Genomic DNA, 24,197 nt, shown 5'->3' with positions numbered 1-24,197 from the left:
CATAAAATATGTATCCACTAGACATGGTAAAACCAATGGAGGCTGAATTAACAGCTGCTGGTTTTCAAGATTTACATAGTGCTGAAGCTGTTGAGAATGCTATCAAAGCTGAAGGTACCACTTTAGTTGTTGTAAACTCTGTTTGCGGGTGCGCTGCTAGAAATGCACGTCCGGGAGCAAAAATGAGTTTAGAAGGCGCTAAAAAACCAGATCACTTAATTACTGTTTTTGCAGGTGTTGACAAAGAAGCTGTAGATGCTGCAAGACAGCACATGTTTCCTTTTCCTCCATCATCGCCGTCTATGGCTTTGTTCAAAAACGGAGAATTGGTTCACATGTTAGAGCGTCACCACATTGAAGGACGTCCAGCTGAATTAATCGCTGAGAATTTACAAGACGCGTTCAACGAGTTTTGTTAATTTTTTTTAAGCTTCTAAGGTGCTGAGGTACTAAGCGACTAAGCTTTTAAAAGCAGATAATAAAAACAAAAAAGCACTATGGTAACATAGTGCTTTTTGCTTTTTTAAAGTTATACCTTCTTAGTAGCTTAGTACCTCAGCACCTTAGAAGCTTAGAGACTCCATCCCCCGCCCAGTGCTTTATACAGCTCAACCATCGAACTTAGTTGTCTTTCAGATAATTGCGCGAGGCTTAATTGGGCATTAAAAAGATTGGTTTCTACATCTAAAACTTCTAAGTAAGAAACATAACCACTGTCATATCTTTCGCGAGATAGTTTAAAATTGATTAAAGCAGCTTGAACTTGTCTGTTGCGTGCTTTCCATTCTTCCTTATAGGTTTTAATATTTTGAATGGATTGTTCTACTTCGCCTACTGCGGTGATGTATGTTTTTTGATAACTTAATTTATCTTGTTCAGCAAGCTGTCTGTTGATTTCAACTCTTCTTTTGTTTTTTCCGAATGCAAAAATAGGTCCTGCGATTCCGCCAGACGCGTTTTGAATATAAGAGCCTCCTTTAAACAGATTGCTCACATCGGCACTTGCAAATCCGGCAATGGCGGCTAGATTAATAGAAGGAAAACGCATGGCTTGAGCAACTCCAATTCTTTCATTTGCCGCAACATATCTCAACTCGGCCGCTTTTACATCGGGTCTGTTTTCTAAAAGAGCAGAAGGAATCGATAAAGGAATTTGGCTGACAATCTGCAATTCGGTATTGCTTTTTCCTCTCGGAATTTGAGATGGAAGCTGACCAGTAAGCAATGCAATTGTGTTTTCTTGATAGGTTATTTGTCTTTGAATGTTAGGAATTGCGGCTTCGGCAATAGCGACCTGCTGTTCAATCTGCACTTTGTCAACTTCAGAAATATAACCCTTCTCAAATCTCTCGCTTATAATTTTATAGTAGCTTTCTCTGGTTTCGAGTGTCTGTTTGGTTATTTCCAGCTGATCATCCAAATTTCGCATCTGAAAATAAGCAGTCGCAATATTAGCAACGATTTCAGACAATACTACTTTACGGGCTTCTTCGGTTGCAAGAAGTTCATTTTTAACAGCATTATTTTCATGGCGAAATTTTCCCCAGAAATCAAGTTCCCAAGACATGCTGGCGGTTGCCGTAGAAGGACTGATATATTTCTCATTGCTGTTGATTGTGGCGCCATATTGGACAGAAGGAAATAAATCTGCTTTTGTATAGCCTAACTCAGCACGAAGCTGATCAATTCGTGAAACGGCAATTTTAAGATCATAATTATTCTCGAGACCTTTTCGTATAAGATCTTTTAATACATCATCATTAAACAAATCAAACCATTTTACATTGGTTACCGAAGCAAGACTGTCTAAATTTCTTTCGTTTATATAAGAATCTGATTTCAGCTGTTCAGGTCTTTTGTATTTTGGTCCAACCATACATCCTGCGGGAAATAAGGAAAGAACCAATATAATAACGATTATTTTATATTCCTTACTCATGGTCTGTAGTGTTTGGTTCTACATTATTTTCTGATGTTGCGATTGTTTCATCTTTTTTCTTCCCGATGTTTTCAATCATAACAAATAGACCAGGTACAATTAATACACCTAATACTGTGGCGATTAACATACCGCTAAATACTGCCATTCCCATTACAATACGCGCTTGAGATCCTGCACCTGTAGCGGTTAGTAGCGGAACAACTCCAAGAATGAAAGCAAAAGCAGTCATCAAAATAGGGCGGAAGCGAAGTTTTGCAGCATACATCGCCGATTCGTAAAGAGGTTTTCCTCGCTCATATTCTTCCTTCGCAAATTCAACAATAAGAATAGCATTTTTAGCCACTAATCCGATAAGAAGAACGAATCCGATTTGCGCAAAAACGTTATTGACATAAGCATCACTTCCAAATCGCGCTAGAAAAAGTCCTAAAAGAGCTCCAAATACAGCGAATGGCGCTCCGAGAAGTACACTAAAGGGTAATTTCCAGCTTTCGTATTGTGCGGCTAGGATTAAGAATACAAAAACCAATGCCATAACAAAAACGGATGATCCGCCAGGGGAATGCTTTTCTTGATAGGAAAGGTTGATGTAATCGTAACTCATATCTGCAGGCAAGGTCTGTTTGGCCACTTCTTCTAATGCTGTTAAAGCTTGTGCACTACTATAGCCATCGTTTGGACTTCCTCCAATTTCTGCAGATCGGAATAAGTTTAAACGATTCGTAAAATCGGGTCCTGACACTTTGGTTGCCGTAACTAAAGTAGATACTGGAAGCATATCGCCTTTATTGTTTTTTACATAAATCAAGTTTAAATCTTCTGGTCTAACACGATTGGCAGCTTCTCCTTGTACATAAACTTTGTATTGGCGTCCGAATCGGTTAAAATCATTTACATAACTTCCTCCCAAAAATGCTCCGAGCGCTTCGGTGACTTTAGAAACTGGAATTCCTAATTTCATTGCTTTATCGTTGTCGATATCCAATTTAATTTGCGGAGTTCCAGCATTAAAAGTGGTGTAAATTCGTTTTATTTCTGGGCGCTGCTGTGCCGCTGCGATAAAGTTCTGTGTTTGTTCGGCTAAATATTGCGGTGTGTTTCCTCCTCGGTCTTGCAGCATTAAACTAAAACCAGCTGACGCACCCAATCCTTGAATCGCTGGCGGGCCAAATGAAAAGCAGGTTGCAGTTGTAATTTGAGTAGCCAGTTTTTTATTGAATCGGTCTACAAACTGCTTAGCCGTTTCTGCTCTTTCTTCCCAAGGTTTTAAAGAAATGAAAACAAAAGCATTATTAGGCTGATAAGAGTTAGTAAGCATACTAAATCCGTTTATTGTGGTGTAGGATAGAATAGATTTTTCTTCTTTAAGGAAACTGTCCACTTTTCTAGAGATTTCGTCGGTACGTTGTAAGGACGACGCTGGAGGCAGGGCGATATTTACTAATACATAACCTTGATCTTCTTCTGGAATAAATCCTAACGGAATCTTTTTGCCTAAAAGAACAACTGCGGTTAATATAACTGCGAGTAAAACAATAATGCGAATGGCTTTTTTTGCAAAGAATGTTGCTCCGCCAATATATTTTCCTGTCACTTTTTCAAAAACTCTATTGAATCCAGAAAAGAATTTAGCAAGCCAACCTTTTTGCTGGTCAAGAGGTTTTGTGGGTTTTAACAGCATGGCACAGAGCGCGGGACTTAAAGATAAAGCACTGAATGCTGAGAAGGCGACCGAGACGGCAATGGTTATGGCAAACTGCTGATAAAAACGTCCCGTAATTCCGGGTGTCATGGCAACAGGAATAAAAACAGCACATAGAATTAAAGCAATGGCAATTACAGGTCCAGAAACTTCTTTCATAGCTTGAATAGTTGCTTCTCGCGGATTTTTCCCATGTTCGATATGATGTATTACGGCTTCTACAACCACAATGGCATCATCGACCACAATACCAATTGCCAATACTAATCCTAAAAGAGAAAGGGTATTGATTGAAAATCCTAACAGCGGGAAAACGGCTATGGTTCCAATGAGCGAAACTGGAACGGTAATTAACGGAATTAATGTAGCGCGCCAGTTTTGAAGAAATATAAAAACCACTAAAATAACTAATAAAATGGCTTCGAAAAGGGTGTGAACAATATCATCGACTCCAGCAGTAATAGCCAGTGTTGTGTCTAAAGATTCTTGGTATACAATGTCTTGCGGAAACTTTTCAGACATCTGTTTCATAGTGGCTTTGGCGGTTTCGGCTACATCAAGAGCGTTACTTCCAGGCATTTGATACAATGCCATAACAGCACTCGGAGAGCTGTTTCTTCTGGCGGTTGAGCTGTAATTTTCTGTTCCCAATTCAATACGCGAAATATCGGCCAATAAAACCTGAGCCCCATCTTCTTTACTTCGAACCACAATATTTCCAAATTCTTTTTCGGTGACTAATCGATCTTGAAGCGTTACTCCATAAGTGAATTCAGTATTAGGTGGTGCCGGTTCTGCTCCAAATTTTCCTCCCGGACTAATCATATTCTGTGCGTTAAGCGCATTTTTTACATCGTCGACAGTTACGCCGAGTTTATTCATTATATCCGCTTTTAGCCAGATGCGCATGGCATAGTCACTTCCTCCAAAAAGAGTTACTTCGCCAACTCCTTTTATACGGGCCAGCTGGTCGACAACATTGATACTCGCATAGTTATTTAAAAACTTAGCATCATATTTCGGATTTGAAGATGTAATTGTGAATAACATCATCGGGAACGATAAAGATTTTTTTACCACAACACCTTGCTGTTTAACACTCGAGGGCATAAACGGAGCGGATTGGTTTTGTCTGTTTTGGGTAAGCATGTTAGCATTATCCAGATTAGTTCCTACATCGAAAGTAACTTCAATGGTACAAGCGCCATCAGAAGTGTTGACAGATTTCATGTATAACATATTTTCAACACCATTTACCTTTTGCTCAATAGGAGTGGCAACTGCTTGCTCTACATTGAGTGCATTTGCTCCTGTAAAAGAGGTCGTAATTTTTACAACAGGCGGGTTGATATCTGGATATTGCGAAATAGGTGTTTTTTGCAGTGCCAGTAATCCAAGTATCACAATAATAATACTAATTACAATGGCAACAATCGGTCTTCGGACGAAAAATTCTCCCATAATAGTATGTGATTTAGATTACTTTGTAGCTACGGTTTCGGCATCGCCCAATTGCCATTGAACGATTTTAGGAGTAATAACACTTCCGTTTTTCAATAAAGAAGTACCTCCCATGGCTATCTTATCACCAGGTTTTAGACCTTCCTCAATGATATAACCGTTTTTAACGGCTGGACCTGGTTTTACAATTTGCATTTGCACTTTATTATCATTGCCTACTACATAAACTTGATAAATACCCTGAACTTCTATGACGGCGCGTTGTGGAATTACAAGAGCTTCTTTACGAACGTCTGTAAGCAGTGCTACTTTTACGTATTGGCCAGGACGAAGTAATTTATCTGGATTTGGAAAAGCGGCCTCAAAGGTAATTGCGCCTGTAGAAGGATCGATCTGTCGGTCCGCAAAACTTATTTTTCCAGTCTGTGGATAAAGAGAACCATCAGATAATTTTATAGTAACAGTTGCAGCAGAACCTTTTAGGGAAGAGTTGGGTTTATTAAATTCTCTAAAGAGACGTAAAAATTCCTGTTCACTTATGGTGAATCGAACCCTGACATCTCCGAGATCCGAAATTGTGTTTAAAATAGAGGCTGGTCCCGGTCTTACATAATCGCCGACTCTGACTTTAGATATGCCGATTAATCCTGAAATTGGCGCTATGATTTGGCAATAACCCAGTTCGATTTTTGCGTTTTGAACTGAAGCATCTGAAGCTTTAATTTGTGCTAACGAAGCATTATAAGCCGCTTTTGCCGAAATCAATTCACGCTGGCTAACTGCATTCATTTTGGCCAATGGAGCTATCATGTCCAAATCTGATTTGGTTTTAGATAATCGTGCCTGCGATTCTGCTGCACCTCCTTGCGCTTCATTAAGTTTGGCCTTGTATGGTAAAGGGTCGATGGTGTAAAGCACCTGGCCTTTCTTAACAAAACTCCCTTCTTTGAAATTCATACTTTCAATGGTACCATCAACTCGTGGGTTAATCTGTATATCCGATTGACCAAAAGTCTGTCCAGTATATTCAGATTCTAATTTTACATCTTGCTGTAAAACCGAGGTGACTGAAATTTCTAACGGTTTGGGACTAGGTGGTGTTTCTTTTTTGCAAGAAAAAAATAAAAAACTTAGTAAAATTGCTGAGGAGTAGATTTTGTTCATTGTTAAAATTCTTTTAGGTGAAATTTATTGAATACAACTAATTAAAAATCAGTAAAGTGCAATCGCTAAGTTAGCGTTTTTTTAATTATATGAATATATATTGTCTATATTTTGTTAATTTCAGTTAAAAATTTATTTATCTGAATATCAGCTTGTAATATAAAATGGGATGAAATGATATTTAATCATGATGAACTGCGTTTTTGTAAGAATAATTTATTCGATGCGAATATACATTTAGCTTCTTCCATAATTGATGTTTTAAATCAAATCCCATTTGTAGATAAAGGAGTTGGAGAATTTTAGAAAGCCAGTAATTTTATAATCTGATATTCCAAACTTGTTAAAAAAAACAGATAATTAGGTCAAGATCATTTTTAATCTCAAAATAAACCCTAAATTTGCCGCAGATTTTAAATAAAATCTAAAAAACATATATATTCTTAACTTAAAACTGTTTATAGCATGCAACTGTATAACACTTTAAGCGCAGAAGAAAGAGCCATCATGATCGATGATGCAGGTAAACAACGACTTACGTTGTCTTTCTATGCGTATGCCAAAATTCAAGATCCACAAAAATTTCGTAATGATTTATTCTTAGCCTGGAATGCACTCGATGCTTTAGGTAGAATTTACGTTGCCAGCGAAGGAATAAATGCTCAAATGAGTGTTCCTGCCGAAAATTTTGAAGCTTTTAGAGAAACTCTTGAAGCTTATGATTTCATGAAAGGCATACGATTGAATGTTGCTATAGAACAAGACGACCACTCCTTTTTAAAATTGACCATCAAAGTGCGCCACAAAATCGTTGCCGACGGTTTAAATGATGATACTTTTGATGTTACCAATATAGGCGTTCACTTAAAAGCCAAAGAATTCAATGAAATCCTTGACGATCCAAATACAATTGTGGTTGATTTTAGAAATCACTACGAAAGTGAAGTAGGACATTTTAAAGGAGCTATTACTCCAGATGTTGAGACTTTTAGAGAAAGTTTGCCAATCATTAACGAACAGCTGAAAGATCATAAAGATGATAAAAACCTTGTGATGTATTGTACAGGCGGAATTCGTTGTGAAAAAGCGAGCGCATACTTCAAGCATCAAGGTTTTAAAAATGTTTATCAATTAGAAGGCGGAATTATTAACTACGCTAAACAACTGAAAGAAGAAGGTTTAGAAAGCAAATTCATTGGGAAAAACTTCGTATTTGATAATCGTCTGGGTGAAAGAATTACAGATGATATTATTTCGCAATGCCACCAATGTGGAAAACCTTGCGACAATCACACAAATTGTGAAAATGATGGTTGCCACTTATTGTTTATACAATGCGATGACTGTAAAGCGGCAATGGAAAACTGCTGTTCTACCGAATGTTTAGAGATTATTCACATGCCTTTGGTTGACCAAGTTCGTTTGAGAACAGGAAAACAAGTAGGAAACAAAGTGTTCCGAAAAGGAAAATCTGAAAACTTGAAATTCAAACATTCAGGTGAATTGCCAGAAACGGCTTTGGCAACAGCTCAAAAGCCAGCTGATATTCGTCAGAAAATAAAAATCAAAAAAGTGCTACTTGGAAAAGCGGAACATTATTATGTGAAAGCGCAAGTGGCACAATTTACTATAGAAAACCACGAACTTAATGTGGGAGACAAAATCTTAATTTCTGGACCAACAACTGGAGAACAGGAATTGGTTTTAGAAAAATTCATTGTAAACGGAGCAGAGACCACTACTGCTAAAATTGACGATAAGGTTACTTTTGAAGTTCCTTTTCGTGTTCGTTTGTCAGATAAATTGTATAAAATTGTAAATTAGCGTTCGACGTTACTGAATAATACATAACCCACGGTTTAAACTGTGGGTTATTTTTTTTAAATAAATTGCTATGAATAGTTTTTAAAATATAAACTATGATTTTAATCATAGAAATGTAATACATCTCCACATTATTTTTGCCGATTGTTGAGACTAGATTCGAAAACAAACATAACCAATGGTTTAGCCATTGGAAACAAAAAGCAAAAACAATGACACTTACAAACAAAATCGAACTCATGGCTCCAGCAGGAAGCTTTGACTCATTGCAAGCAGCACTTGATAATGGCTGTGATTCTGTATATTTTGGAGTTGAACAGCTTAACATGCGTGCGCGTTCGACGGTGAATTTTACAATTGAAGATTTAAAAGAAATTGCGAATCGTTGCGAAGCCAAAAATGTTCGAAGCTATTTGACTTTGAACACGATTATTTACGATCATGATTTATCAGTAGTAAAAACACTTTTGAATAAAGCCAAAGAAGCCAATATTACAGCCGTAATTGCTTCTGACCAGGCTGTAATTGCGATGGCAAGGTCTATTGCAATGGAAGTTCATATTTCAACCCAATTGAATGTTACCAATATTGAAACCATTAAATTCTACAGTTTGTTTGCTGATACGATGGTTTTAAGCCGTGAATTAAGTTTACGTCAAGTAAAGAAAATCACAGAGCAGATAGAAAAAGAGCAGATCAAAGGTCCGAACGGGAATTTAGTAGAAATTGAAATCTTTGGACATGGCGCTTTATGTATGGCCGTTTCTGGAAAATGTTATTTGAGTCTACATTCGCATAATTCCTCGGCCAATCGCGGTGCGTGCAAACAGAACTGCCGAAAAAAATATACCGTTATCGATCAGGAAACAGGTTTTGAAATCGAATTGGATAACGAATACATGATGTCGCCAAAAGATTTGTGTACGCTAGATTTCTTAGATCAGGTAATTGATTCTGGAATTCAGGTTTTAAAAATCGAAGGACGCGGCCGTTCGCCAGAATATGTGGCAACGGTAACCAAAACTTACCGAGAAGCAATCGATGCGTATTATGATGGCACTTTTTCAAAAGAAAAAACCGCAGTTTGGATGGAAGCGCTAAATACCGTTTACAATCGTGGTTTTTGGTCAGGATATTATTTAGGACAAGAACTAGGCGAGTGGAGCGATATTCCAGGATCTGCGGCTACTCAGAAAAAGGTTTATGTGGGGAAAGGAATGCATTATTTTCCAAAAGCAGAGGTTGGGCAATTCAAAATTGAAGCTTATGATATTAAAATTGGAGATAAAATTTTGGTAACAGGTCCAAGTACAGGTGCTCAAGAAATGATTATCAACGAAATGTTTGTAAATGATATTGCAGGAGAAAAAGCAACAAAAGGAGACGATTGCAGTTTAAAACTTCCATTCAGAATTAGAATGTCGGACAAACTATATAAAATTGTTGACGCATAATGGTTATCATTACTTTACAAAGAGACAAATGCATTGGCTGTAATTATTGCGTCGAAATGGATCCTGTACATTTCCAAATGTCAAAAAAAGATGGAAAATCGGTATTGCTTCATTCACAGAATTCAAAAGGCTTTTTTACTTTAAAATCGTCAAATCATGCCATTGTAGAAAGTTGTGAGTTGGCGGCGAAAGCTTGTCCAGTTAAGATTATCACAGTTAAGGAAACTTAGAAATGAATAAAATGAAAAAGAGCCGCAATTTGCGGCTCTTTTTCATTAGTTTAAAAGACTATTCCTTTTCGCATTTATATTTGCTTTTAGATTTTAATTTCCATTTTAGAAAGGATTGACGTGGTCGAACTTTGTTTCCTATGAGGGCAGATTAAAATCTAAATCGAAAATTGTATTTTACCAACTGTTCAAATTCTACTTCATTTATAAATGCAAAATATTCTTTGTGTTTGCTAAAAGCTTTAGGAACTTCGGTGAACTTAAAAAAGAAGTTTCCGTTATTATTACTGGAAAAATAATCTGTGATTTTTTTGAGAAAATCATAGCTCAGAAATCCATCATCACTATTGAAAGTGTTTGGCTCATCCGATTCATTTAAATCAAATTTGTCAATTTTAAGGTTTTTCTGAAAAATAATCTCATGCCTAACATCATTTTCAGTTTTTAATGTATTTACTTTTATTCTATAGCGATCTTCCGAAACTGTATCAAGAAGAAAAATCTTTGATATTAACTCTTTGTAGTCATCAATAGTATAATATCCATTGTCAGCTAATTCAATGTATCTGTCTGACGGTAAAATGTCTTCTATTGTTACCTCATTATTCGTTATAATTTGATATTTATATCCCATAGCCTCCACATGCTTTATATCATCATTGCTGTATGGAATTTTAGAAACAGTGTCCTTTTCTAACAAGTGCTCAATCGACATCGCGATTGTCTTATAACTATTGTCTTTGTTTTGGTTAATATAGGTAATAGAATTGTCAGGAGATAGAAGTAATACTTTGTCGTTATCATTAAAATTAAACTCTTCTGCAAAAGGTATATCTTTTAAATCAGGGTAAGTATTTAGCAATTCTCCATACATTTCTAAAATGGTTGGGGAACCATCATCTCTACGAAAATCAGAAAGTAACCTAAAAGTTGTATGATTACTGATATATATTAAATCATCAACGCTATTATATAATTCTTTAAATAATGGATGTCTTTCCTCTAATGCTTTCTGATTCATTTTTTTGTTTTCTATAATGGTTTAAAAAAATAGAAATCCTATTGGTTGTTAGGGAATAGAATTCTTATTATTCATTCAAAAAGATACGTTTATTAAATCCCAATTTTAGCATTAATATTATGCTTGTCTACATATGCTTGTGCAACATTCATCAATTTGGTGAATTTTGCATCTATTTCGCTTTGAGTTGAGGCATCAAAATCGGCAATTGCTTTTTCTATTTGTTCAGGTGAAGCTTTTTCGTCTTTCAATTTAGCAATAGGTAAGTAGCCTTCTTTTTGTTTTGCAATCGCATAAGAAAACAAGTCTTTAGATGCTTGAAGAAGTTCTTTGTTGTCGTCATCTTCTGGTATATCTTTAATAGTTTGAAAACGTGTTTCTAAATTGGAGATATCATATTTGAAAGCATCCTGATAAGAAGAAGGAACCATCTTTTTTTGGCTTTCATCATAAACCATCGCTTCAGATTGCAATTTTTCATTGATTTCTTTACTTCCAAAACGCGATAGCAAATTTGAATTTAAAGCTGCTACTTCAAAGGTTTTTTCTGGCGAAAGGTTGGTGCAAGACGTAGAAATCAAACTTCCAGCGATTAATAGTAAAAATAGAGTAGTGGTATTTAAGATTCTTTTCATTTTTTAAGTCTATTTATTATTTATCCTTTTAAGATTTTACTTTTCTCGATATCAAATTCCTCTGAAGTTAAAATGCCAGCATCTAGAAGTTCTTTTAAATCCAAAAGTGCTTTCTTTTTTGTTTCCATAGAATTTCCTGAATCTGTTGGTTGAGGTTCACTTTTCTGAATTGGAGTTACAACTGTTCCTGAAGGCGCATATTGAAGAATCAGTTCTGTAATCTCATTATAGCCTTTTACGTTTGAGTAATCAATCGCTTTTTGTTCTTTTACGTTTACGATAGAAGCATCGGCTTTGTTGTCCAATAAATATTTTACGACATCTTTTCTTCCGTTGGCAGCGCTGTAATGCAAAGGCGTGTTTCCAGATTCGTCTTGAATGTTAATATTTGCTCCAGAGTCGATCAAAAGCTTTACCATGCTTAGATTTCCTTTTTTAGTAGCAACGTGCAAAAGACTTTCACCACCATAGGTATAAGAATTGTTTAAAGTAAAGCTCGATTCATTAGAAATATTCGTCGCGCTCACAATCCAATCCAGATAATCATTCATTGATGAAGTATCTTGTGCTAGAGGTTTACTGTAATTAACGTCAACTCCATTTTCTAAAAATAAAGACACAATCTCCTTTTGATTATTCGCGCAGGCATACCAAATTGGAGAATATCCATTATTGTTTGAAGTAAATACATTAGCACCTCTTTCGACCAATAATTTAGCCAGCATTCGGTTGGTTTCGTAACAGGCAATCAAAAGGGCAGTTTCACCAGAATGATTTACGTGATTTACATCGGCACCATTATCCAAAAGCAAGGTCACCATCGGAATCGACTTGGTATAACAAGCATACAATAGAGACGTATTTCCTTGTTTATCGGTCACATTAATATCGGCTCCTTTGTCTAAAAGCAACTGAATAATTTCTCTGTTTAGTTTTGCAGAGGCCAATAACAACGGCGTTTCTCCATTGTTATTCAGTAAATTAACATCAATTCCGTCTTGCAGCAACTTTGTTGCAATTTCGGTTTGAGCCGTCTGAGCCACTAAATGTAAAAGACTATTTCCGTACTTATCGTTTTTAGTAATTTCTGCATCATTTTCTAAAAGATATAACGCTGTTTGTTTCTGTTTTTGAAGACAGGCAAAGTACAAAGGAGTTTCACCTTTATGGTCTTCGTAATTGATGTCGGCTCCATCTTCGGTCAATATTTTAACGATATCCAAATATCCTCTGTGTGCTGCGTAGTGAAGTGCGGTTCTTCCTTTTTCATCGGTATATTTTACATCAACTTCTTTATTTTGAAGCAGTAATTCGGCTATTTTTCTGTTGCCGTTTTCACAGGCAACTATAAATGACATTGACATGTTTCTATTTTTTAATGATTATTTATTGTTTCATCAAAAGCTCGACTGTTTTGATTTTCAGATTATCTCCAGAGGCAAGCATTAAAGCCGTTTCGTCTTTATCGTTGGTGATTTCTTTATCAGCACCATTTTCAAGAAGCAATTTTACTTTTCGGTATGTTTCCTTTGCCATTTCAGCATCATAATTGATATTGTACTCGCAGACTTTATGCAAAATAGTATTTCCATGATTGTCTTGTTCGTTAACATCAACGGATCCGCTGTCCAAAACTGACTTTAAAATGCCTGATTTCTTTTCGACAATAAAATCAAATCCCGATTTCGGATTTCCATAATATTCAGCGCAGTGATTTAAATCGGCTCCATCCGATAACAATCTTTGCAACGAATTCAGATCATATTCAGAATCAGACATCATTCGGATGAACTCTGTAAGCAAAGTTTTTCCATTTTTATTGATACTATTGAAATTGGCTGACGATGATTCTGCTAAAAGTTCGTACATCGGAATAGAAAATTGTTCCGCCGCAGCGTAATAAAAAGCATTGTTTTCCTGATTGTCGGTTTCATTTGGGTCTGCTCCATTTTCTAATAAAAATGGCAAAATGTCTTTTCGATTTCTCTTAACCGCACATATTAATGGAGTAGTTCCGACAATGTTTTTCTCGTTGATATCAACGCCATTATCAATCAAAATGCTAATATATTCTTTTACTTTTTCGGCATCTAAGCCGTAAGTATTTAAAATAGTATAAATAAAATTTTCTCCTGCATTGTTCTTATACTGGGTGTTAGCATTAAAATCCTCAACTAAAACTTTAATTATTTTTGGCGAAATCCCTTTTTCAAGAAAATAGCCCAGTAAAGTTTTATCGCTGATTTCGTCGTTAAGATTATCCATCTTCGAGATCAATTCTTTGAAGAAAGCAATCGATTCGTCATCATCTTTCAAATATAAAGTCAGCGGTTTAAAAATCGATTGGTCAAAACTGTCCAATTCATAAATATCCGTTTCGATAAAACCTGCTTTTATCAGTTTTTCTATGAAATCAACTTCTTTGGCTTCAATAATTTTTGCTGCTATTTGAGAAAAATTGTTTTTCAGATATTGTTCATTAAATTTTTCTCCGTTATTTAGGCATTCTCTGGCCTCGTCAAATTTTCCCTGAAAAAGGAAATTTTCAATCTGGTTTTGTGTTTGCATTTGAAATGTTTTAAGATGAGAAATAATGCCTTATTTGGTAAGGCTTTTGAAATTATGTGTAAGATAAAACATAAAAATGACAAATATATTTTAGAACGAAAATTTAAAATTGCTTTTGACAAAACAAAACCCACAGAAATTTTCGCAGATCATCAATAGAGAAACTTGTAAAGCAATATTCTTCCAAAAACAGCCAAAACAAAAAAATCAAAAAAAAATCCTGTCTTTAAACAGGATTTTAAAAGTTCGAAGATTTAGTAATAAACATAATCGGCTATTCTTTCTATAACCTGCCATTTTCCATCTACTTTTTTCATTACTATGACTTGATGTACATAGGTGCCGCTAATGTCATTTGTATTGCCACGGTCAAAATAAAACATAATGTATTCTTTATTTTTATAAAATAGAGGCTCAGATAAAAAATAAACATCGAGCGGTGAAGCTTCATATTTGTCTAGAAAACTGGTGTTCCACAATCCTAATTTGTTTTCGAAGATCAAATTCAGCTTGGGGAAATCATTTGGAGTCCATGGTTTTTGAATTGAATCAGTGGCATATTGATTATACATTGTCTCATAATCTTTCTGGTTAAAAAGACGACTTCTGTATTTTTCTTCAATTTCCATGTTACCATCTCCTCTAAAAAAAATACGCAAAGTGTTTTTGTTACTAGATTTATCTTTTACAAGTATTGCTTTCTGATCTTTTTTTAATTCAGTTTCTAAAAAGACGTTTAGTGGCTCATATTTTTGATAAGAACCACATGACGCTACTATCATTTGAATTAAAAGAAGAATTACTATTCTGTTTTTCATAAATAATTTAGTTACATGGTTTTCCTTCTGGATTTTGATTGCCTCTAGGCTTATTTCGAGCCTCAACAGTTTTTCTTTGAGCTATTCTGTCTTTATCAGCTGAAGAAAGTTTTGCGTCATAAATAGGTGTACCTTGTAAAGTACTCCAAGCTAAATCTTTGTAAAGTTGTTGTGCAGCTCCAGAAGCAACAGGTGTTCCAGTATTGAATTCTTGTAATACCGAAGCCATAATATCAACATATTGATTTGCTATTTCTGCATGATGAGCATCTGCAAGATCATTTGAAGTTCCTCCAGGGTTTGTGCTTCTAACATAAGCTTCAAAAAGCGTTGGGAAATCTGTCAATGAAGAACTTCCAGTGTTTGCATATTGATCAATAAGGCTTAAAAAGTACGCATGTATAATTTCATGGGATAGTGTTGTTGCAACAGACAAACTGGTAGGAGGTGAATTTGGCTCTGAATCGATTATTCCGTTAAGATAATCTTGGTTAATGGTGATTTGGTAATTGTTATTAGATAACTTAATTGTTTGACCAAAAACAGACGGCCCACCCAATACAGGGCCTTTTTGTATTGTAACATCATACTGTGATATCGGACCTCCAAAGCGTTGTAGCATTTTTTTGATATCATTCTGTTGCAGATTTTTAAGTTTGTCAAGTGCAGATTTTCCACAAGGATCTAAATTACCATCATTAATTTGTTCAACCCTATTCCAGTTTGCTGAACCACTAGATCCGCCACCGCCTATTATTGTAGGCATAGTAGGGAAAGTTGGCGTTGTAATAGGATCTAGCCATGGATTTCCTCCAGGGCCAGTTACTACAACTTCGTCTAGTTTGATAGCCCCTTCATCTCCAACTAAGTGGCATCTGTCACAAACTCCAGCCCCATTAGTTTTTGAAAATAGATTATTATGTGAGATACCTTGATCGTATGTGTCATTTCTAGCTTCCATCGTCTCTAAATTAATAATTTTCAGCTGTCCAGTAAAAGATTGTAATATTTGATGTGTTGAAGCCGTTAGTAATTCTTCTGTTTCTTGAGGATTCTTAAAATAAAAAGACCATAATTTTCCAGTTATGTTATAGTCATTAATGTCAACAACAATTTTTTGTAATAAAAGTTGATCTGAAGACTTTACAGGGATAATAGCTATAAATGACGATGAGTTACTTTGCTGATAAAATTTAGCAGAATACCACATTACGTTTTCTTCGTCCACTACTTGCTTTGATTTTAACCATTCTTGGGTTTTTGATAAAAGATTGGATTCTTGATCTTGTATGTTCAAATAGTCATCTTCTTTGGAACAATTGAAAAATAGAATACTAATAATGATAATTACGATTAAATTGAATTTGTATTTCTTTTGCATATAATTTTTATTAAAACTGAATTAATATAAACCAAAATTAGAAAGAATTTTTTCTATAAGAAAAAAATATAAATTGGGAATTTCAAAATAATATTGTAAGGAAAAACTTTTAAAACTTGTGCAGAAGTATAATTGATGAAAGTTGTATGCCGTAAAAAATAGATGTAACAGAAAATTTCTTTATTCTGCTTTTAACATGCCTTAACTTTTAATACTTTATAAAGAAAAATAAAAAATACTATCTTTACCGATCGAACGTTTATGAACTTAAGCTGCATTCTGGCAGCACTACATATATAATTATGGCATGTACAAGTTGTTCAACCTCAGATGGTGGCGCACCAAAAGGTTGTAAAAATAATGGGACTTGCGGCACCGATAGCTGCAATAAATTGACGGTTTTTGACTGGCTTTCTAACATGAGTCCGTCTAATGGAGAGGCGATTTTTGATTGTGTTGAGGTTCGTTTTAAGAACGGACGCAAGGAATTTTTTAGAAATTCAGAAAAATTAACTTTAAGTATTGGTGATATTGTAGCAACTGTTGCTTCGCCAGGACATGATATTGGAATTGTGACTCTTACTGGAGAGTTGGTAAAGATTCAAATGAAGAAAAAAGGAGTGAATTACGAAAGTAATGATGTTCTAAAAATTTACAGAAAAGCATCTCAAAAAGATATCGATATCTGGTCTGTGGCCCGTGATCGTGAAGAACCAATGAAAGTTCGTGCGCGTGAATTGGCGATTCAGCATAAATTGGAAATGAAAATTTCGGATATCGAATTTCAAGGTGACGGATCTAAAGCGACGTTTTATTATACCGCAAATGATCGTGTCGATTTTAGAATGCTGATTAAGGATTTTGCTAAAGAATTCAGCACCAGAGTTGAAATGAAACAAGTAGGTTTCCGTCAGGAAGCGGCTCGTTTGGGTGGAGTTGGTTCTTGCGGACGCGAACTTTGCTGCTCAACTTGGTTGACAGATTTTAGAAGTGTCAATACATCTGCGGCGCGTTATCAGCAGTTATCATTGAATCCGCAGAAATTAGCGGGACAATGCGGAAAATTAAAGTGCTGTCTGAACTATGAGTTAGACACTTACATGGACGCTTTAAAAGATTTTCCAGATTATGATACCAAACTGATCACCGAAAAAGGCGATGCAGTTTGTCAGAAACAGGATATTTTTAAAGGATTAATGTGGTTTGCTTACACGAATAACTTCGCAAACTGGCATGTTTTAAAAATTGATCAGGTAAAAGAAATTATTGCCGAAAATAAGCAGAAAAATAAAGTTTCTTCTTTAGAAGATTTTGCTGTTGAGGTGGTTGCAGAACCAGAAAAAGACTTCAATAACGCAATGGGGCAAGAAAGTTTAACTCGTTTTGACCAGCCAAAAAGAAAGAAAAAACCAAATCGCAAGCGTAAGCCAAATGCAGAAGCGGCTGGTGTTGCAGCTCCTGTAAAACCACAGCAGGATAAAAATACAAACAGCATTAAGCCAGCAGGAAATAATAACAATCCGAACAATGGTAATGCGAATAATGGCAATCCAAATAAGCCGAACAACCCAAATAAGCCAAATCATAAGAAAAAGCCTAATTCGAATAAAAACAATCCGAATAAGCAAAATTCAAATGAAAATAAACCTGCTGAACCTAGAAAACCAATAACGAATACTAAAAATGAGAATAAAAAATAGCGGAATTCTTCTTTTGGCAGCAATACTTCTTTTTTCTTGCGATAAAAAAAGAGTATTTGATGAGTATAAATCTGTTGGAAGTGCTTGGCACAAAGACAGTATTATAAGCTTCGATCTGCCGGTTTTAGATTCTACGAAAAAATACAATCTTTTTGTAAACATAAGAGACAACGACAATTATCCGTTTAATAATTTGTTTTTGATTGTTGCTATTGAAACGCCAAGCGGATTTACAAAAGTAGATACATTAGAATACCAAATGGCAGAGCCAGACGGAACATTGCTAGGAAACGGTTTTTCTGACATAAAAGAAAGCAAACTTTATTACAAAGAAGATGTAAAGTTTACAGGAAAGTACAAAGTTCACATCAAACAGGCTGTGAGACAGTCGGGTAAAATTCCAGGTGTTGAAGCTTTACAAGGAATTACAGACGTAGGTTTTAGAATAGAACAAAAAGATTAGATAAATAATTATGGCTGCTAAAAAAAACAATCAATCCAATAGCGTTAAGGATATTAATTATTACAAAAAGAAATTCTGGAGAATATTTGCCTATTTTCTAGTAGGAATTTTGGCTTTCTTTTTATTTGCTTCATGGGGACTTTTTGGTTCTATGCCTTCATTTGAAGATTTAGAAAATCCAGACTCAAATCTTGCTACAGAAATTATCTCTTCTGATGGAGTTGTAATTGGTAAATATTTCAAAACCAATAGATCACAGCTTAAATATTCTGATTTGCCTAAAAATTTAGTTGAGGCGCTTGTTGCAACTGAAGATGCACGTTTTTACGAACATTCAGGAATTGACGGACGCGGAACTTTAAGAGCTGTTTTTAGTCTTGGAACAAATGGTGGAGCGAGTACATTGACACAGCAATTAGCTAAACAATTGTTTCATGGTGAAGGGTCTAAATTCCTTCCTTTCAGGATTGTACAAAAAATAAAAGAATGGATTATTGCTATTCGTTTGGAAAGGCAATATACCAAAAATGAAATCTTAGCAATGTATTGCAACGTTTATGATTTCGGAAATTATTCTGTTGGAGTAAGTTCTGCGGCACAAACGTATTTTTCTAAAGAACCAAAAGATTTGACAGTTGACGAATCAGCTATTTTGGTTGGAATGTTCAAAAACTCAGGATTATATAATCCAGTAAGAAATCCAGAAGGAGTAAAAAACCGCCGTAATGTGGTTTTGTCTCAAATGGCAAAAGCAAAAATGATTTCTGAATCTGAAAAGGAAAGACTTCAGAAATTACCAATTACGTTGAAGTTTAAGCTGGAAAGCCACCGTGAAGGTATGGCAACTTATTTTAGAGAATATCTTCGTGATTACATGAAAAAATGGGTAGCAGATAATAAAAAACCAGATGGTTCTGATTACGATATTTATAAAGATGGTTTAAAGATCTACACTACAATCGATTCAAGAATGCAGGGTTATGCTGAAGAAGCAGTTGCTGCACACATGAAAAATTTGCAGGAACAGTTTTTTATTGAAATGAAAACCAATAAAAATGCGCCTTTCGTAAATATTACACAGCAAGAAACAGACCGCATCATGATGCAAGCGATGAAAAATTCAGTTCGTTGGGCTCAGATGAAAGAAATGGATAAAAGCGAAGATGATATCATTGCTTCATTCAAAGTAAAAACAAAAATGCGCGTCTTTACTTGGAAAGGAGAACGCGATACGGTAATGACACCTTTAGATTCTATTCGTTATTACAAACACTTTTTACAATCTGGTTTAATGGCAATGGAGCCTCAGACCGGAGCAATTAAAGCTTGGGTTGGAGGAATCAATTACAAATACTTCCAATACGACCACGTAGGACAAGGAGCTAGACAAGTAGGTTCTACTTTTAAACCTTTCGTTTACGCAACTGCGATTGAAGAATTAAACATGTCTCCTTGCGATTCTATTCTAGACGGACCTTTTATGATTCATAAAGGACGCCATCACGTTACAGAAGACTGGGAACCAAGAAACTCCAACCATACTTACCGCGGAATGGTTACTTTAAAACAAGCTTTGGCTGGTTCGATCAACACCGTTTCGGCTAAATTGATTGACAGAACAGGTCCAGAAGCTGTTGTTGAATTGACTAAGAAATTAGGAGTAAAAACAGAAATTCCAGTTCAGCCTTCTATTGCTTTAGGAGCCGTAGATATTACAGTTGAAGACATGGTTGCGGCGTATAGCACATTTGCCAACCAAGGAGTTTATGTAAAACCACAGTTTTTAAGCCGAATTGAGAACAAAAGTGGAGAAGTTATCTATGAGCCAATTCCAGAGTCTCACGATGTTTTAAATAAAGATATTGCCTTTGCGGTAATCAAATTGCTTCAAGGGGTTACAGAAAGTGGTTCTGGATCACGTTTACGTACCGAAGGTGGTGGTAGCGGAGATAACCGTTGGACAGGATATCCATATATGTTTAGAAACCCGATTGCTGGTAAAACAGGAACAACACAAAACCAGTCTGATGGTTGGTTTATGGGAATGGTTCCGAATTTAGTAACTGGAGTTTGGGTTGGATGTGAAGACCGTTCGGCTCGTTTCAAAAGTTTGACTTACGGTCAAGGAGCAACTGCAGCACTTCCAGTTTGGGGTTATTTCATGAAATTGTGTTATGCAGATAAAGATCTTCAGGTTTCTAAAGCAGAATTTGAGCGTCCAGCAAACCTTTCTATTAAAGTAGATTGCTATCAAAGGCCAGCTGTGGTAAAAGATACTACACAGACCGAACAAAATACAGACGAGTTCGAGTTGTAGTCTAGATAAAAATTTTACCGCAAAGAGCGCTAAGATATATGCAAAGTCCGCAAAGTTTAATTTAAACTTTCCGGACTTTTTGTTTTTAGATATAGATTTTACAAAAAAAGAGCGCAAAGATTTACACAAAGAACAATAACACAAAGCTTTGCGAACTTTGCGTTTTTATAGAAACTTACATATTAAAAATCTTAGCGTGCTCTGCGGTTACTTAATATTTGATGAATATATTATTTTACGAAATCGTTATAATTTCATCTAAAAATCTTATTTTTATCAAAAATATTCAGCAATAAAGATAGTTTGTTATGATAACAAAAAAAGTAAATAACGTTCAGGAAGCCATCATCGGAATTGAAAGCGGTATGACCGTCATGTTTGGAGGTTTCGGATTATGCGGTATTCCTGAAAACACCATTGCGGCTTTGGTAAACACATCAATTTCAGATTTAACTTGTATTTCTAACAATGCAGGTGTAGATGATTTTGGTTTGGGATTATTGTTGCAAAAAAAGCAGATTAAGAAAATGATTTCTTCTTATGTGGGAGAAAATGCCGAATTTGAGCGTCAGATGCTTTCTGGGGAATTGGAAGTTGAATTAACGCCTCAGGGAACTTTAGCAGAGCGCTGTCGTGCGGCTCAAGCTGGAATTCCGGCTTTCTTTACGCCAGCAGGTTACGGAACTGAAGTTGCAGAAGGAAAAGAAGCACGCGAATTCAATGGAAAAATGCACATCATGGAAGAAGCTTTCAAAGCTGACTTTGCTATTGTAAAAGCTTGGAAAGGTGACGAAGCTGGAAATCTTATTTTTAAAGGAACAGCCAAAAACTTCAATGCGTGTATGGCGGGTGCCGGAAAAATCACCATTGCCGAAGTCGAAGAATTAGTTCCAGTTGGAAGTTTAGATCCTAATCACATTCATATTCCAGGAATTATGGTGCAGCGTATCTTTCAAGGAGAAAAGTTTGAGAAACGAATTGAGCAACGAACTGTACGTCAAAAAAATTAGATAATTGAGATAATTTGTAAATTAGATAATGTCTTCAACGGAGTAGAAAATTATCTAACTATCAAATTGACTAATTGGCACATTGAAATAATTGAGATAATTTGAAAATGTGACAATTAGATAATGCTTTGAGCAGTTTACAAAATTATCTAATTATCAAATTGACTAATTGACACATTAGGAAAAAATGAGAAAACTTTTTTATGCGACATTATTTTCATTGGTTTCGTTTCAGACATTTGCTCAAACGATAAATGAACTTAGGCAGGAATTAAACCAGCTAATAAAAACAAAAAATGCGACAGTCGGTATTTCTATTAAGGGAATTGAAGATAAAGATACATTAAGCATTAATGGAAATTTGAAAGCGCCAATGATGAGTGTTTTTAAATTTCATATCGCTTTAACGGTTTTGAATAAAGTTGATGAAGGCAAACTTTCATTAGAGCAAAAAATATTCATCAAAAAGAAAGAGCTAAAGGAAGATACATGGAGTCCGATGAGAGAAGATTATCCTGAAGGAAATATGTATTTAACTCTGGATAAATTGCTTAGATATACTGTTTCTCATAGTGATAATAACGGATGCGATATTTTGATCGATTTAGTTGGCGGTGCTAAAGAGGTTCAGAAATTTATAAACAAACAAGGAATCAAAGACTTCGTTATTAAAGTGAATGAAGATCAAATGAAAACTTGGAAAAACTTGTATGTAAACACCACAACCCCTTTAGCAACAACAGATTTGCTAGAGAAATTCTATAACGGGCAAGTTTTAAAAGAAACAACAACAAAGTATCTGTATCAAATCATGGTAGAAACATCAAGAGGATTAACCTGGATGAAAGCCGGACTTCCTGAAAATACCGAATTGGCACACAGAACAGGGATTTCTGGAACAAACGATGCTAATCTGAGAGTTGCCATGAATGATATCGGAATTGCAAAACTTCCAAACGGAAAACATTTTATTCTTTCGGTTTATTTAAAAGAAATCACAGAAAATCAAAAAGATACAGAAAAGATAATCGCAGATATTGCTAAAGCAACTTGGGATTATTTCGTTGCAAAGAATTAGATAATGAGATAATTTGTCAATTAGATAATGCCTTCAACGGAAGGGAAAATTATCTAATTATCAAATGGACTAATTGACATATTTTAAAAAATTGACACATTAAAAACTATGGCACTGAATAAAGAAGATATAGCAAAACGAATTGCAAAAGAGGTTAAAGACCGATATTTCGTAAACTTAGGAATCGGGATTCCTACTTTGGTTGCGAATTATGTGCGTGAAGATATAGCGGTTGAATTTCAAAGTGAAAATGGCGTTCTCGGAATGGGACCTTTTCCGTTTGCAGGAGAAGAAGACGCCGATATTATTAATGCTGGAAAACAAACCATTACAACGCTTCCAGGCGCGAGCTTCTTTGATTCGGCTTTCAGTTTCGGAATGATTCGTAGTCAGAAAGTAGATTTAACGATTTTGGGCGCAATGGAAGTTTCTGAAAATGGAGACATTTCGAACTGGAAGATTCCGGGAAAAATGGTAAAAGGAATGGGAGGCGCAATGGATTTGGTGGCTTCCGCCGAAAATATTATCGTTGCCATGATGCACGTCAATAAAGCAGGAGAATCAAAAATCTTAAAAAAATGTACTTTGCCACTTACAGGCGTAGGATGCGTTAAGAAGGTTGTAACAGAGCTCGCGGTTCTCGAAGTAACAGAAAAAGGTTTTAAGCTCTTAGAACGAGCGCCAGGCGTCTCAGTCGAACACATTATAGCCTCAACCGAAGCCGATTTGATTATTGAAGGTGAAATTCCTGAAATGGTGATTTAAGAGTGGCAGAGTTGCAAAGTGACAAAGAGGCAAAGTTTTATATATAAAAAATAAAAACCGCTATTATAGCGGTTTTTTTATGCAGTAAGGTTCTTTGTGACTTTGTGACTTTGCACCTTTGTCACTCAAAATCTTATTGTAAATTAAACGAAGCTCCTAAACTGAAAGTAGCCTGATTGTTTAAATGATAAAAAGGATCATTGTTTGAACCATATTTTGCGATTGGAAAACCGATTTCTGTGAAAACACCGAATCCGTCAGTAAAGAAATAACGACCACCAACGTGACCGCCAAAATTGTGTAAACCTAAGCTTAAACCAGGGTAAATGTCTAATTGCTGAACACCAATTACGCTAGATAAGTTAGCATTGATTCTTGCTTTTGCATCAAAACGATCTCCAAAATCTGGATCAGCGTTATTATAAGCAACATTGCTTCCGTGGTAAAAACCTGTAAAATTGTCAACTCCTAATAAATAATTGGCAACAAATCCGAAAGAGAAATTTTCTCCTAAACCAAAATCAATAGAGCCTTGAATTCCAGATCCGCCATCTTGTAAATTTGCACCTACGTTTACTCTCATGTCACCTTTTCCTGTAAACGCACTTTGCGCATTAATAAATCCGAATGATACCAAAAACAGGAGTGTAAAAACCTTTTTCAT

Annotated in this window: 21 protein-coding genes; 11 read left to right on the top strand and 10 right to left on the bottom strand. The window is 35.5% G+C overall.

The annotated features are described in order from the left end of the window. The first annotated feature begins 8 nt into the window (after positions 1-8). Positions 9-419 (top strand): BrxA/BrxB family bacilliredoxin, encoded by a 411-nt coding sequence (locus tag AC3E9W_RS01945; protein WP_179003802.1) that lies wholly within the window; start codon positions 9-11, stop codon positions 417-419. A gap of 152 nt (positions 420-571) precedes the next feature. Here AC3E9W_RS01945 and AC3E9W_RS01940 read toward each other — a convergent pair whose 3' ends face one another. From AC3E9W_RS01940 to AC3E9W_RS01930, 3 genes are read right to left on the bottom strand one after another with little or no spacing between them, the layout of a single operon-like run. Continuing rightward, positions 572-1,939: an efflux transporter outer membrane subunit gene (locus tag AC3E9W_RS01940; RefSeq protein ID WP_488766546.1), complete on the bottom strand. Its 1,368-nt coding sequence runs from the start codon at positions 1,937-1,939 to the stop codon at positions 572-574. After that, positions 1,932-5,105, bottom strand: coding sequence for an efflux RND transporter permease subunit (locus AC3E9W_RS01935; protein WP_488766545.1), 3,174 nt, complete (start codon positions 5,103-5,105; stop codon positions 1,932-1,934). The genes AC3E9W_RS01940 and AC3E9W_RS01935 overlap by 8 nt, the downstream gene beginning before the upstream one ends. An 18-nt stretch (positions 5,106-5,123) precedes the next feature. Then, positions 5,124-6,269, bottom strand: coding sequence for an efflux RND transporter periplasmic adaptor subunit (locus tag AC3E9W_RS01930; protein WP_488766544.1), 1,146 nt, complete (start codon positions 6,267-6,269; stop codon positions 5,124-5,126). A 465-nt stretch (positions 6,270-6,734) separates the two neighbouring features. On the opposite strand from AC3E9W_RS01930, the gene trhO reads away from it, so the two are divergent. The 3 genes from trhO to AC3E9W_RS01915 all read left to right on the top strand — a co-directional run bounded on the left by trhO (position 6,735) and on the right by AC3E9W_RS01915 (position 9,777). Continuing rightward, positions 6,735-8,093: an oxygen-dependent tRNA uridine(34) hydroxylase TrhO gene (gene trhO, locus AC3E9W_RS01925; protein ID WP_488766542.1), complete on the top strand. Its 1,359-nt coding sequence runs from the start codon at positions 6,735-6,737 to the stop codon at positions 8,091-8,093. 212 nt (positions 8,094-8,305) lie between these two features. Next, a complete protein-coding gene (locus AC3E9W_RS01920) occupies positions 8,306-9,547 on the top strand; it encodes a peptidase U32 family protein (RefSeq protein ID WP_488766541.1) in 1,242 nt (413 codons plus the stop codon). Further along, on the top strand, positions 9,547-9,777 hold the full coding sequence (locus AC3E9W_RS01915) for a ferredoxin (RefSeq protein ID WP_488766539.1): 231 nt from the start codon (positions 9,547-9,549) through the stop codon (positions 9,775-9,777). The genes AC3E9W_RS01920 and AC3E9W_RS01915 overlap by 1 nt, the downstream gene beginning before the upstream one ends. A gap of 151 nt (positions 9,778-9,928) precedes the next feature. Here AC3E9W_RS01915 and AC3E9W_RS01910 read toward each other — a convergent pair whose 3' ends face one another. The 4 genes from AC3E9W_RS01910 to AC3E9W_RS01895 all read right to left on the bottom strand — a co-directional run bounded on the left by AC3E9W_RS01910 (position 9,929) and on the right by AC3E9W_RS01895 (position 14,001). Further along, the gene (locus AC3E9W_RS01910; protein WP_488766537.1) at positions 9,929-10,798 is read right to left on the bottom strand and encodes a hypothetical protein; all 870 of its coding nucleotides are present in this window, start codon (positions 10,796-10,798) and stop codon (positions 9,929-9,931) included. A gap of 92 nt (positions 10,799-10,890) precedes the next feature. Continuing rightward, positions 10,891-11,433 (bottom strand): hypothetical protein, encoded by a 543-nt coding sequence (locus AC3E9W_RS01905; RefSeq protein WP_488766536.1) that lies wholly within the window; start codon positions 11,431-11,433, stop codon positions 10,891-10,893. A 20-nt stretch (positions 11,434-11,453) separates the two neighbouring features. Next, positions 11,454-12,791: an ankyrin repeat domain-containing protein gene (locus AC3E9W_RS01900; RefSeq protein ID WP_488766534.1), complete on the bottom strand. Its 1,338-nt coding sequence runs from the start codon at positions 12,789-12,791 to the stop codon at positions 11,454-11,456. A 28-nt stretch (positions 12,792-12,819) separates the two neighbouring features. Next, positions 12,820-14,001 carry an ankyrin repeat domain-containing protein gene (locus AC3E9W_RS01895; protein ID WP_488766532.1) on the bottom strand — a complete coding sequence of 394 codons (1,182 nt, stop codon included), beginning with the start codon at positions 13,999-14,001 and terminating at the stop codon, positions 12,820-12,822. Between the two features lie 15 nt (positions 14,002-14,016). Between AC3E9W_RS01895 and AC3E9W_RS01890 the strand changes: the two genes are divergently transcribed. Beyond that, complete coding sequence (locus AC3E9W_RS01890) at positions 14,017-14,160, top strand: hypothetical protein (protein WP_488766531.1); 144 nt, start codon at positions 14,017-14,019, stop codon at positions 14,158-14,160. 95 nt (positions 14,161-14,255) lie between these two features. Here AC3E9W_RS01890 and AC3E9W_RS01885 read toward each other — a convergent pair whose 3' ends face one another. Together AC3E9W_RS01885 and AC3E9W_RS01880 are read right to left on the bottom strand one after the other, a co-directional pair. After that, the gene (locus AC3E9W_RS01885; RefSeq protein WP_306153837.1) at positions 14,256-14,819 is read right to left on the bottom strand and encodes a hypothetical protein; all 564 of its coding nucleotides are present in this window, start codon (positions 14,817-14,819) and stop codon (positions 14,256-14,258) included. A gap of 7 nt (positions 14,820-14,826) precedes the next feature. Continuing rightward, the gene (locus AC3E9W_RS01880; protein WP_488766529.1) at positions 14,827-16,200 is read right to left on the bottom strand and encodes a hypothetical protein; all 1,374 of its coding nucleotides are present in this window, start codon (positions 16,198-16,200) and stop codon (positions 14,827-14,829) included. A 302-nt stretch (positions 16,201-16,502) separates the two neighbouring features. Between AC3E9W_RS01880 and AC3E9W_RS01875 the strand changes: the two genes are divergently transcribed. The 6 genes from AC3E9W_RS01875 to AC3E9W_RS01850 all read left to right on the top strand — a co-directional run bounded on the left by AC3E9W_RS01875 (position 16,503) and on the right by AC3E9W_RS01850 (position 23,533). Next, positions 16,503-17,900 carry a PSP1 domain-containing protein gene (locus AC3E9W_RS01875; RefSeq protein WP_488766527.1) on the top strand — a complete coding sequence of 466 codons (1,398 nt, stop codon included), beginning with the start codon at positions 16,503-16,505 and terminating at the stop codon, positions 17,898-17,900. Further along, entirely contained in the window at positions 17,884-18,363 is a 480-nt protein-coding gene (locus tag AC3E9W_RS01870; RefSeq protein WP_125718313.1) for a gliding motility lipoprotein GldH, read from the top strand. Before AC3E9W_RS01875 ends, AC3E9W_RS01870 begins: the two co-directional genes overlap by 17 nt. Positions 18,364-18,373: 10 nt before the next feature. Beyond that, positions 18,374-20,680 (top strand): penicillin-binding protein 1A, encoded by a 2,307-nt coding sequence (locus AC3E9W_RS01865; RefSeq protein WP_306153829.1) that lies wholly within the window; start codon positions 18,374-18,376, stop codon positions 20,678-20,680. Between the two features lie 308 nt (positions 20,681-20,988). Then, complete coding sequence (locus tag AC3E9W_RS01860; RefSeq protein WP_488766525.1) at positions 20,989-21,690, top strand: CoA transferase subunit A; 702 nt, start codon at positions 20,989-20,991, stop codon at positions 21,688-21,690. 187 nt (positions 21,691-21,877) lie between these two features. Beyond that, the gene (gene bla, locus AC3E9W_RS01855) at positions 21,878-22,768 is read left to right on the top strand and encodes a class A beta-lactamase, subclass A2 (RefSeq protein ID WP_488766524.1); all 891 of its coding nucleotides are present in this window, start codon (positions 21,878-21,880) and stop codon (positions 22,766-22,768) included. 108 nt (positions 22,769-22,876) lie between these two features. Next, entirely contained in the window at positions 22,877-23,533 is a 657-nt protein-coding gene (locus AC3E9W_RS01850) for a 3-oxoacid CoA-transferase subunit B (RefSeq protein WP_488766523.1), read from the top strand. 133 nt (positions 23,534-23,666) lie between these two features. On the opposite strand, the gene AC3E9W_RS01845 is transcribed toward AC3E9W_RS01850, so the two are convergent. After that, positions 23,667-24,197, bottom strand: a complete 531-nt coding sequence (locus AC3E9W_RS01845; RefSeq protein ID WP_488766521.1) for a DUF6646 family protein — start codon at positions 24,195-24,197, stop codon at positions 23,667-23,669.

This window comes from Flavobacterium sp. 38 (assembly GCF_057799715.1).
Note: the sequence above shows the minus strand (reverse complement) of the source record. Positions and strands in the feature narration are given on the sequence as shown.

Coding starts and splice junctions, on each gene's coding strand:
- AC3E9W_RS01945 (WP_179003802.1), top strand. CDS start 9: ATGTATCCACTAGACATGGTAAAACCAATGGAGGCTGAATTAACAGCT.
- AC3E9W_RS01935 (WP_488766545.1), bottom strand. CDS start 5,105: ATGGGAGAATTTTTCGTCCGAAGACCGATTGTTGCCATTGTAATTAGT.
- AC3E9W_RS01860 (WP_488766525.1), top strand. CDS start 20,989: ATGATAACAAAAAAAGTAAATAACGTTCAGGAAGCCATCATCGGAATT.
- trhO (WP_488766542.1), top strand. CDS start 6,735: ATGCAACTGTATAACACTTTAAGCGCAGAAGAAAGAGCCATCATGATC.
- AC3E9W_RS01895 (WP_488766532.1), bottom strand. CDS start 14,001: ATGCAAACACAAAACCAGATTGAAAATTTCCTTTTTCAGGGAAAATTT.
- AC3E9W_RS01865 (WP_306153829.1), top strand. CDS start 18,374: ATGGCTGCTAAAAAAAACAATCAATCCAATAGCGTTAAGGATATTAAT.
- bla (WP_488766524.1), top strand. CDS start 21,878: ATGAGAAAACTTTTTTATGCGACATTATTTTCATTGGTTTCGTTTCAG.
- AC3E9W_RS01915 (WP_488766539.1), top strand. CDS start 9,547: ATGGTTATCATTACTTTACAAAGAGACAAATGCATTGGCTGTAATTAT.
- AC3E9W_RS01890 (WP_488766531.1), top strand. CDS start 14,017: ATGAGAAATAATGCCTTATTTGGTAAGGCTTTTGAAATTATGTGTAAG.
- AC3E9W_RS01920 (WP_488766541.1), top strand. CDS start 8,306: ATGACACTTACAAACAAAATCGAACTCATGGCTCCAGCAGGAAGCTTT.
- AC3E9W_RS01875 (WP_488766527.1), top strand. CDS start 16,503: ATGGCATGTACAAGTTGTTCAACCTCAGATGGTGGCGCACCAAAAGGT.
- AC3E9W_RS01905 (WP_488766536.1), bottom strand. CDS start 11,433: ATGAAAAGAATCTTAAATACCACTACTCTATTTTTACTATTAATCGCT.
- AC3E9W_RS01870 (WP_125718313.1), top strand. CDS start 17,884: ATGAGAATAAAAAATAGCGGAATTCTTCTTTTGGCAGCAATACTTCTT.
- AC3E9W_RS01845 (WP_488766521.1), bottom strand. CDS start 24,197: ATGAAAAAGGTTTTTACACTCCTGTTTTTGGTATCATTCGGATTTATT.
- AC3E9W_RS01930 (WP_488766544.1), bottom strand. CDS start 6,269: ATGAACAAAATCTACTCCTCAGCAATTTTACTAAGTTTTTTATTTTTT.
- AC3E9W_RS01850 (WP_488766523.1), top strand. CDS start 22,877: ATGGCACTGAATAAAGAAGATATAGCAAAACGAATTGCAAAAGAGGTT.
- AC3E9W_RS01885 (WP_306153837.1), bottom strand. CDS start 14,819: ATGAAAAACAGAATAGTAATTCTTCTTTTAATTCAAATGATAGTAGCG.
- AC3E9W_RS01880 (WP_488766529.1), bottom strand. CDS start 16,200: ATGCAAAAGAAATACAAATTCAATTTAATCGTAATTATCATTATTAGT.
- AC3E9W_RS01900 (WP_488766534.1), bottom strand. CDS start 12,791: ATGTCATTTATAGTTGCCTGTGAAAACGGCAACAGAAAAATAGCCGAA.
- AC3E9W_RS01910 (WP_488766537.1), bottom strand. CDS start 10,798: ATGAATCAGAAAGCATTAGAGGAAAGACATCCATTATTTAAAGAATTA.
- AC3E9W_RS01940 (WP_488766546.1), bottom strand. CDS start 1,939: ATGAGTAAGGAATATAAAATAATCGTTATTATATTGGTTCTTTCCTTA.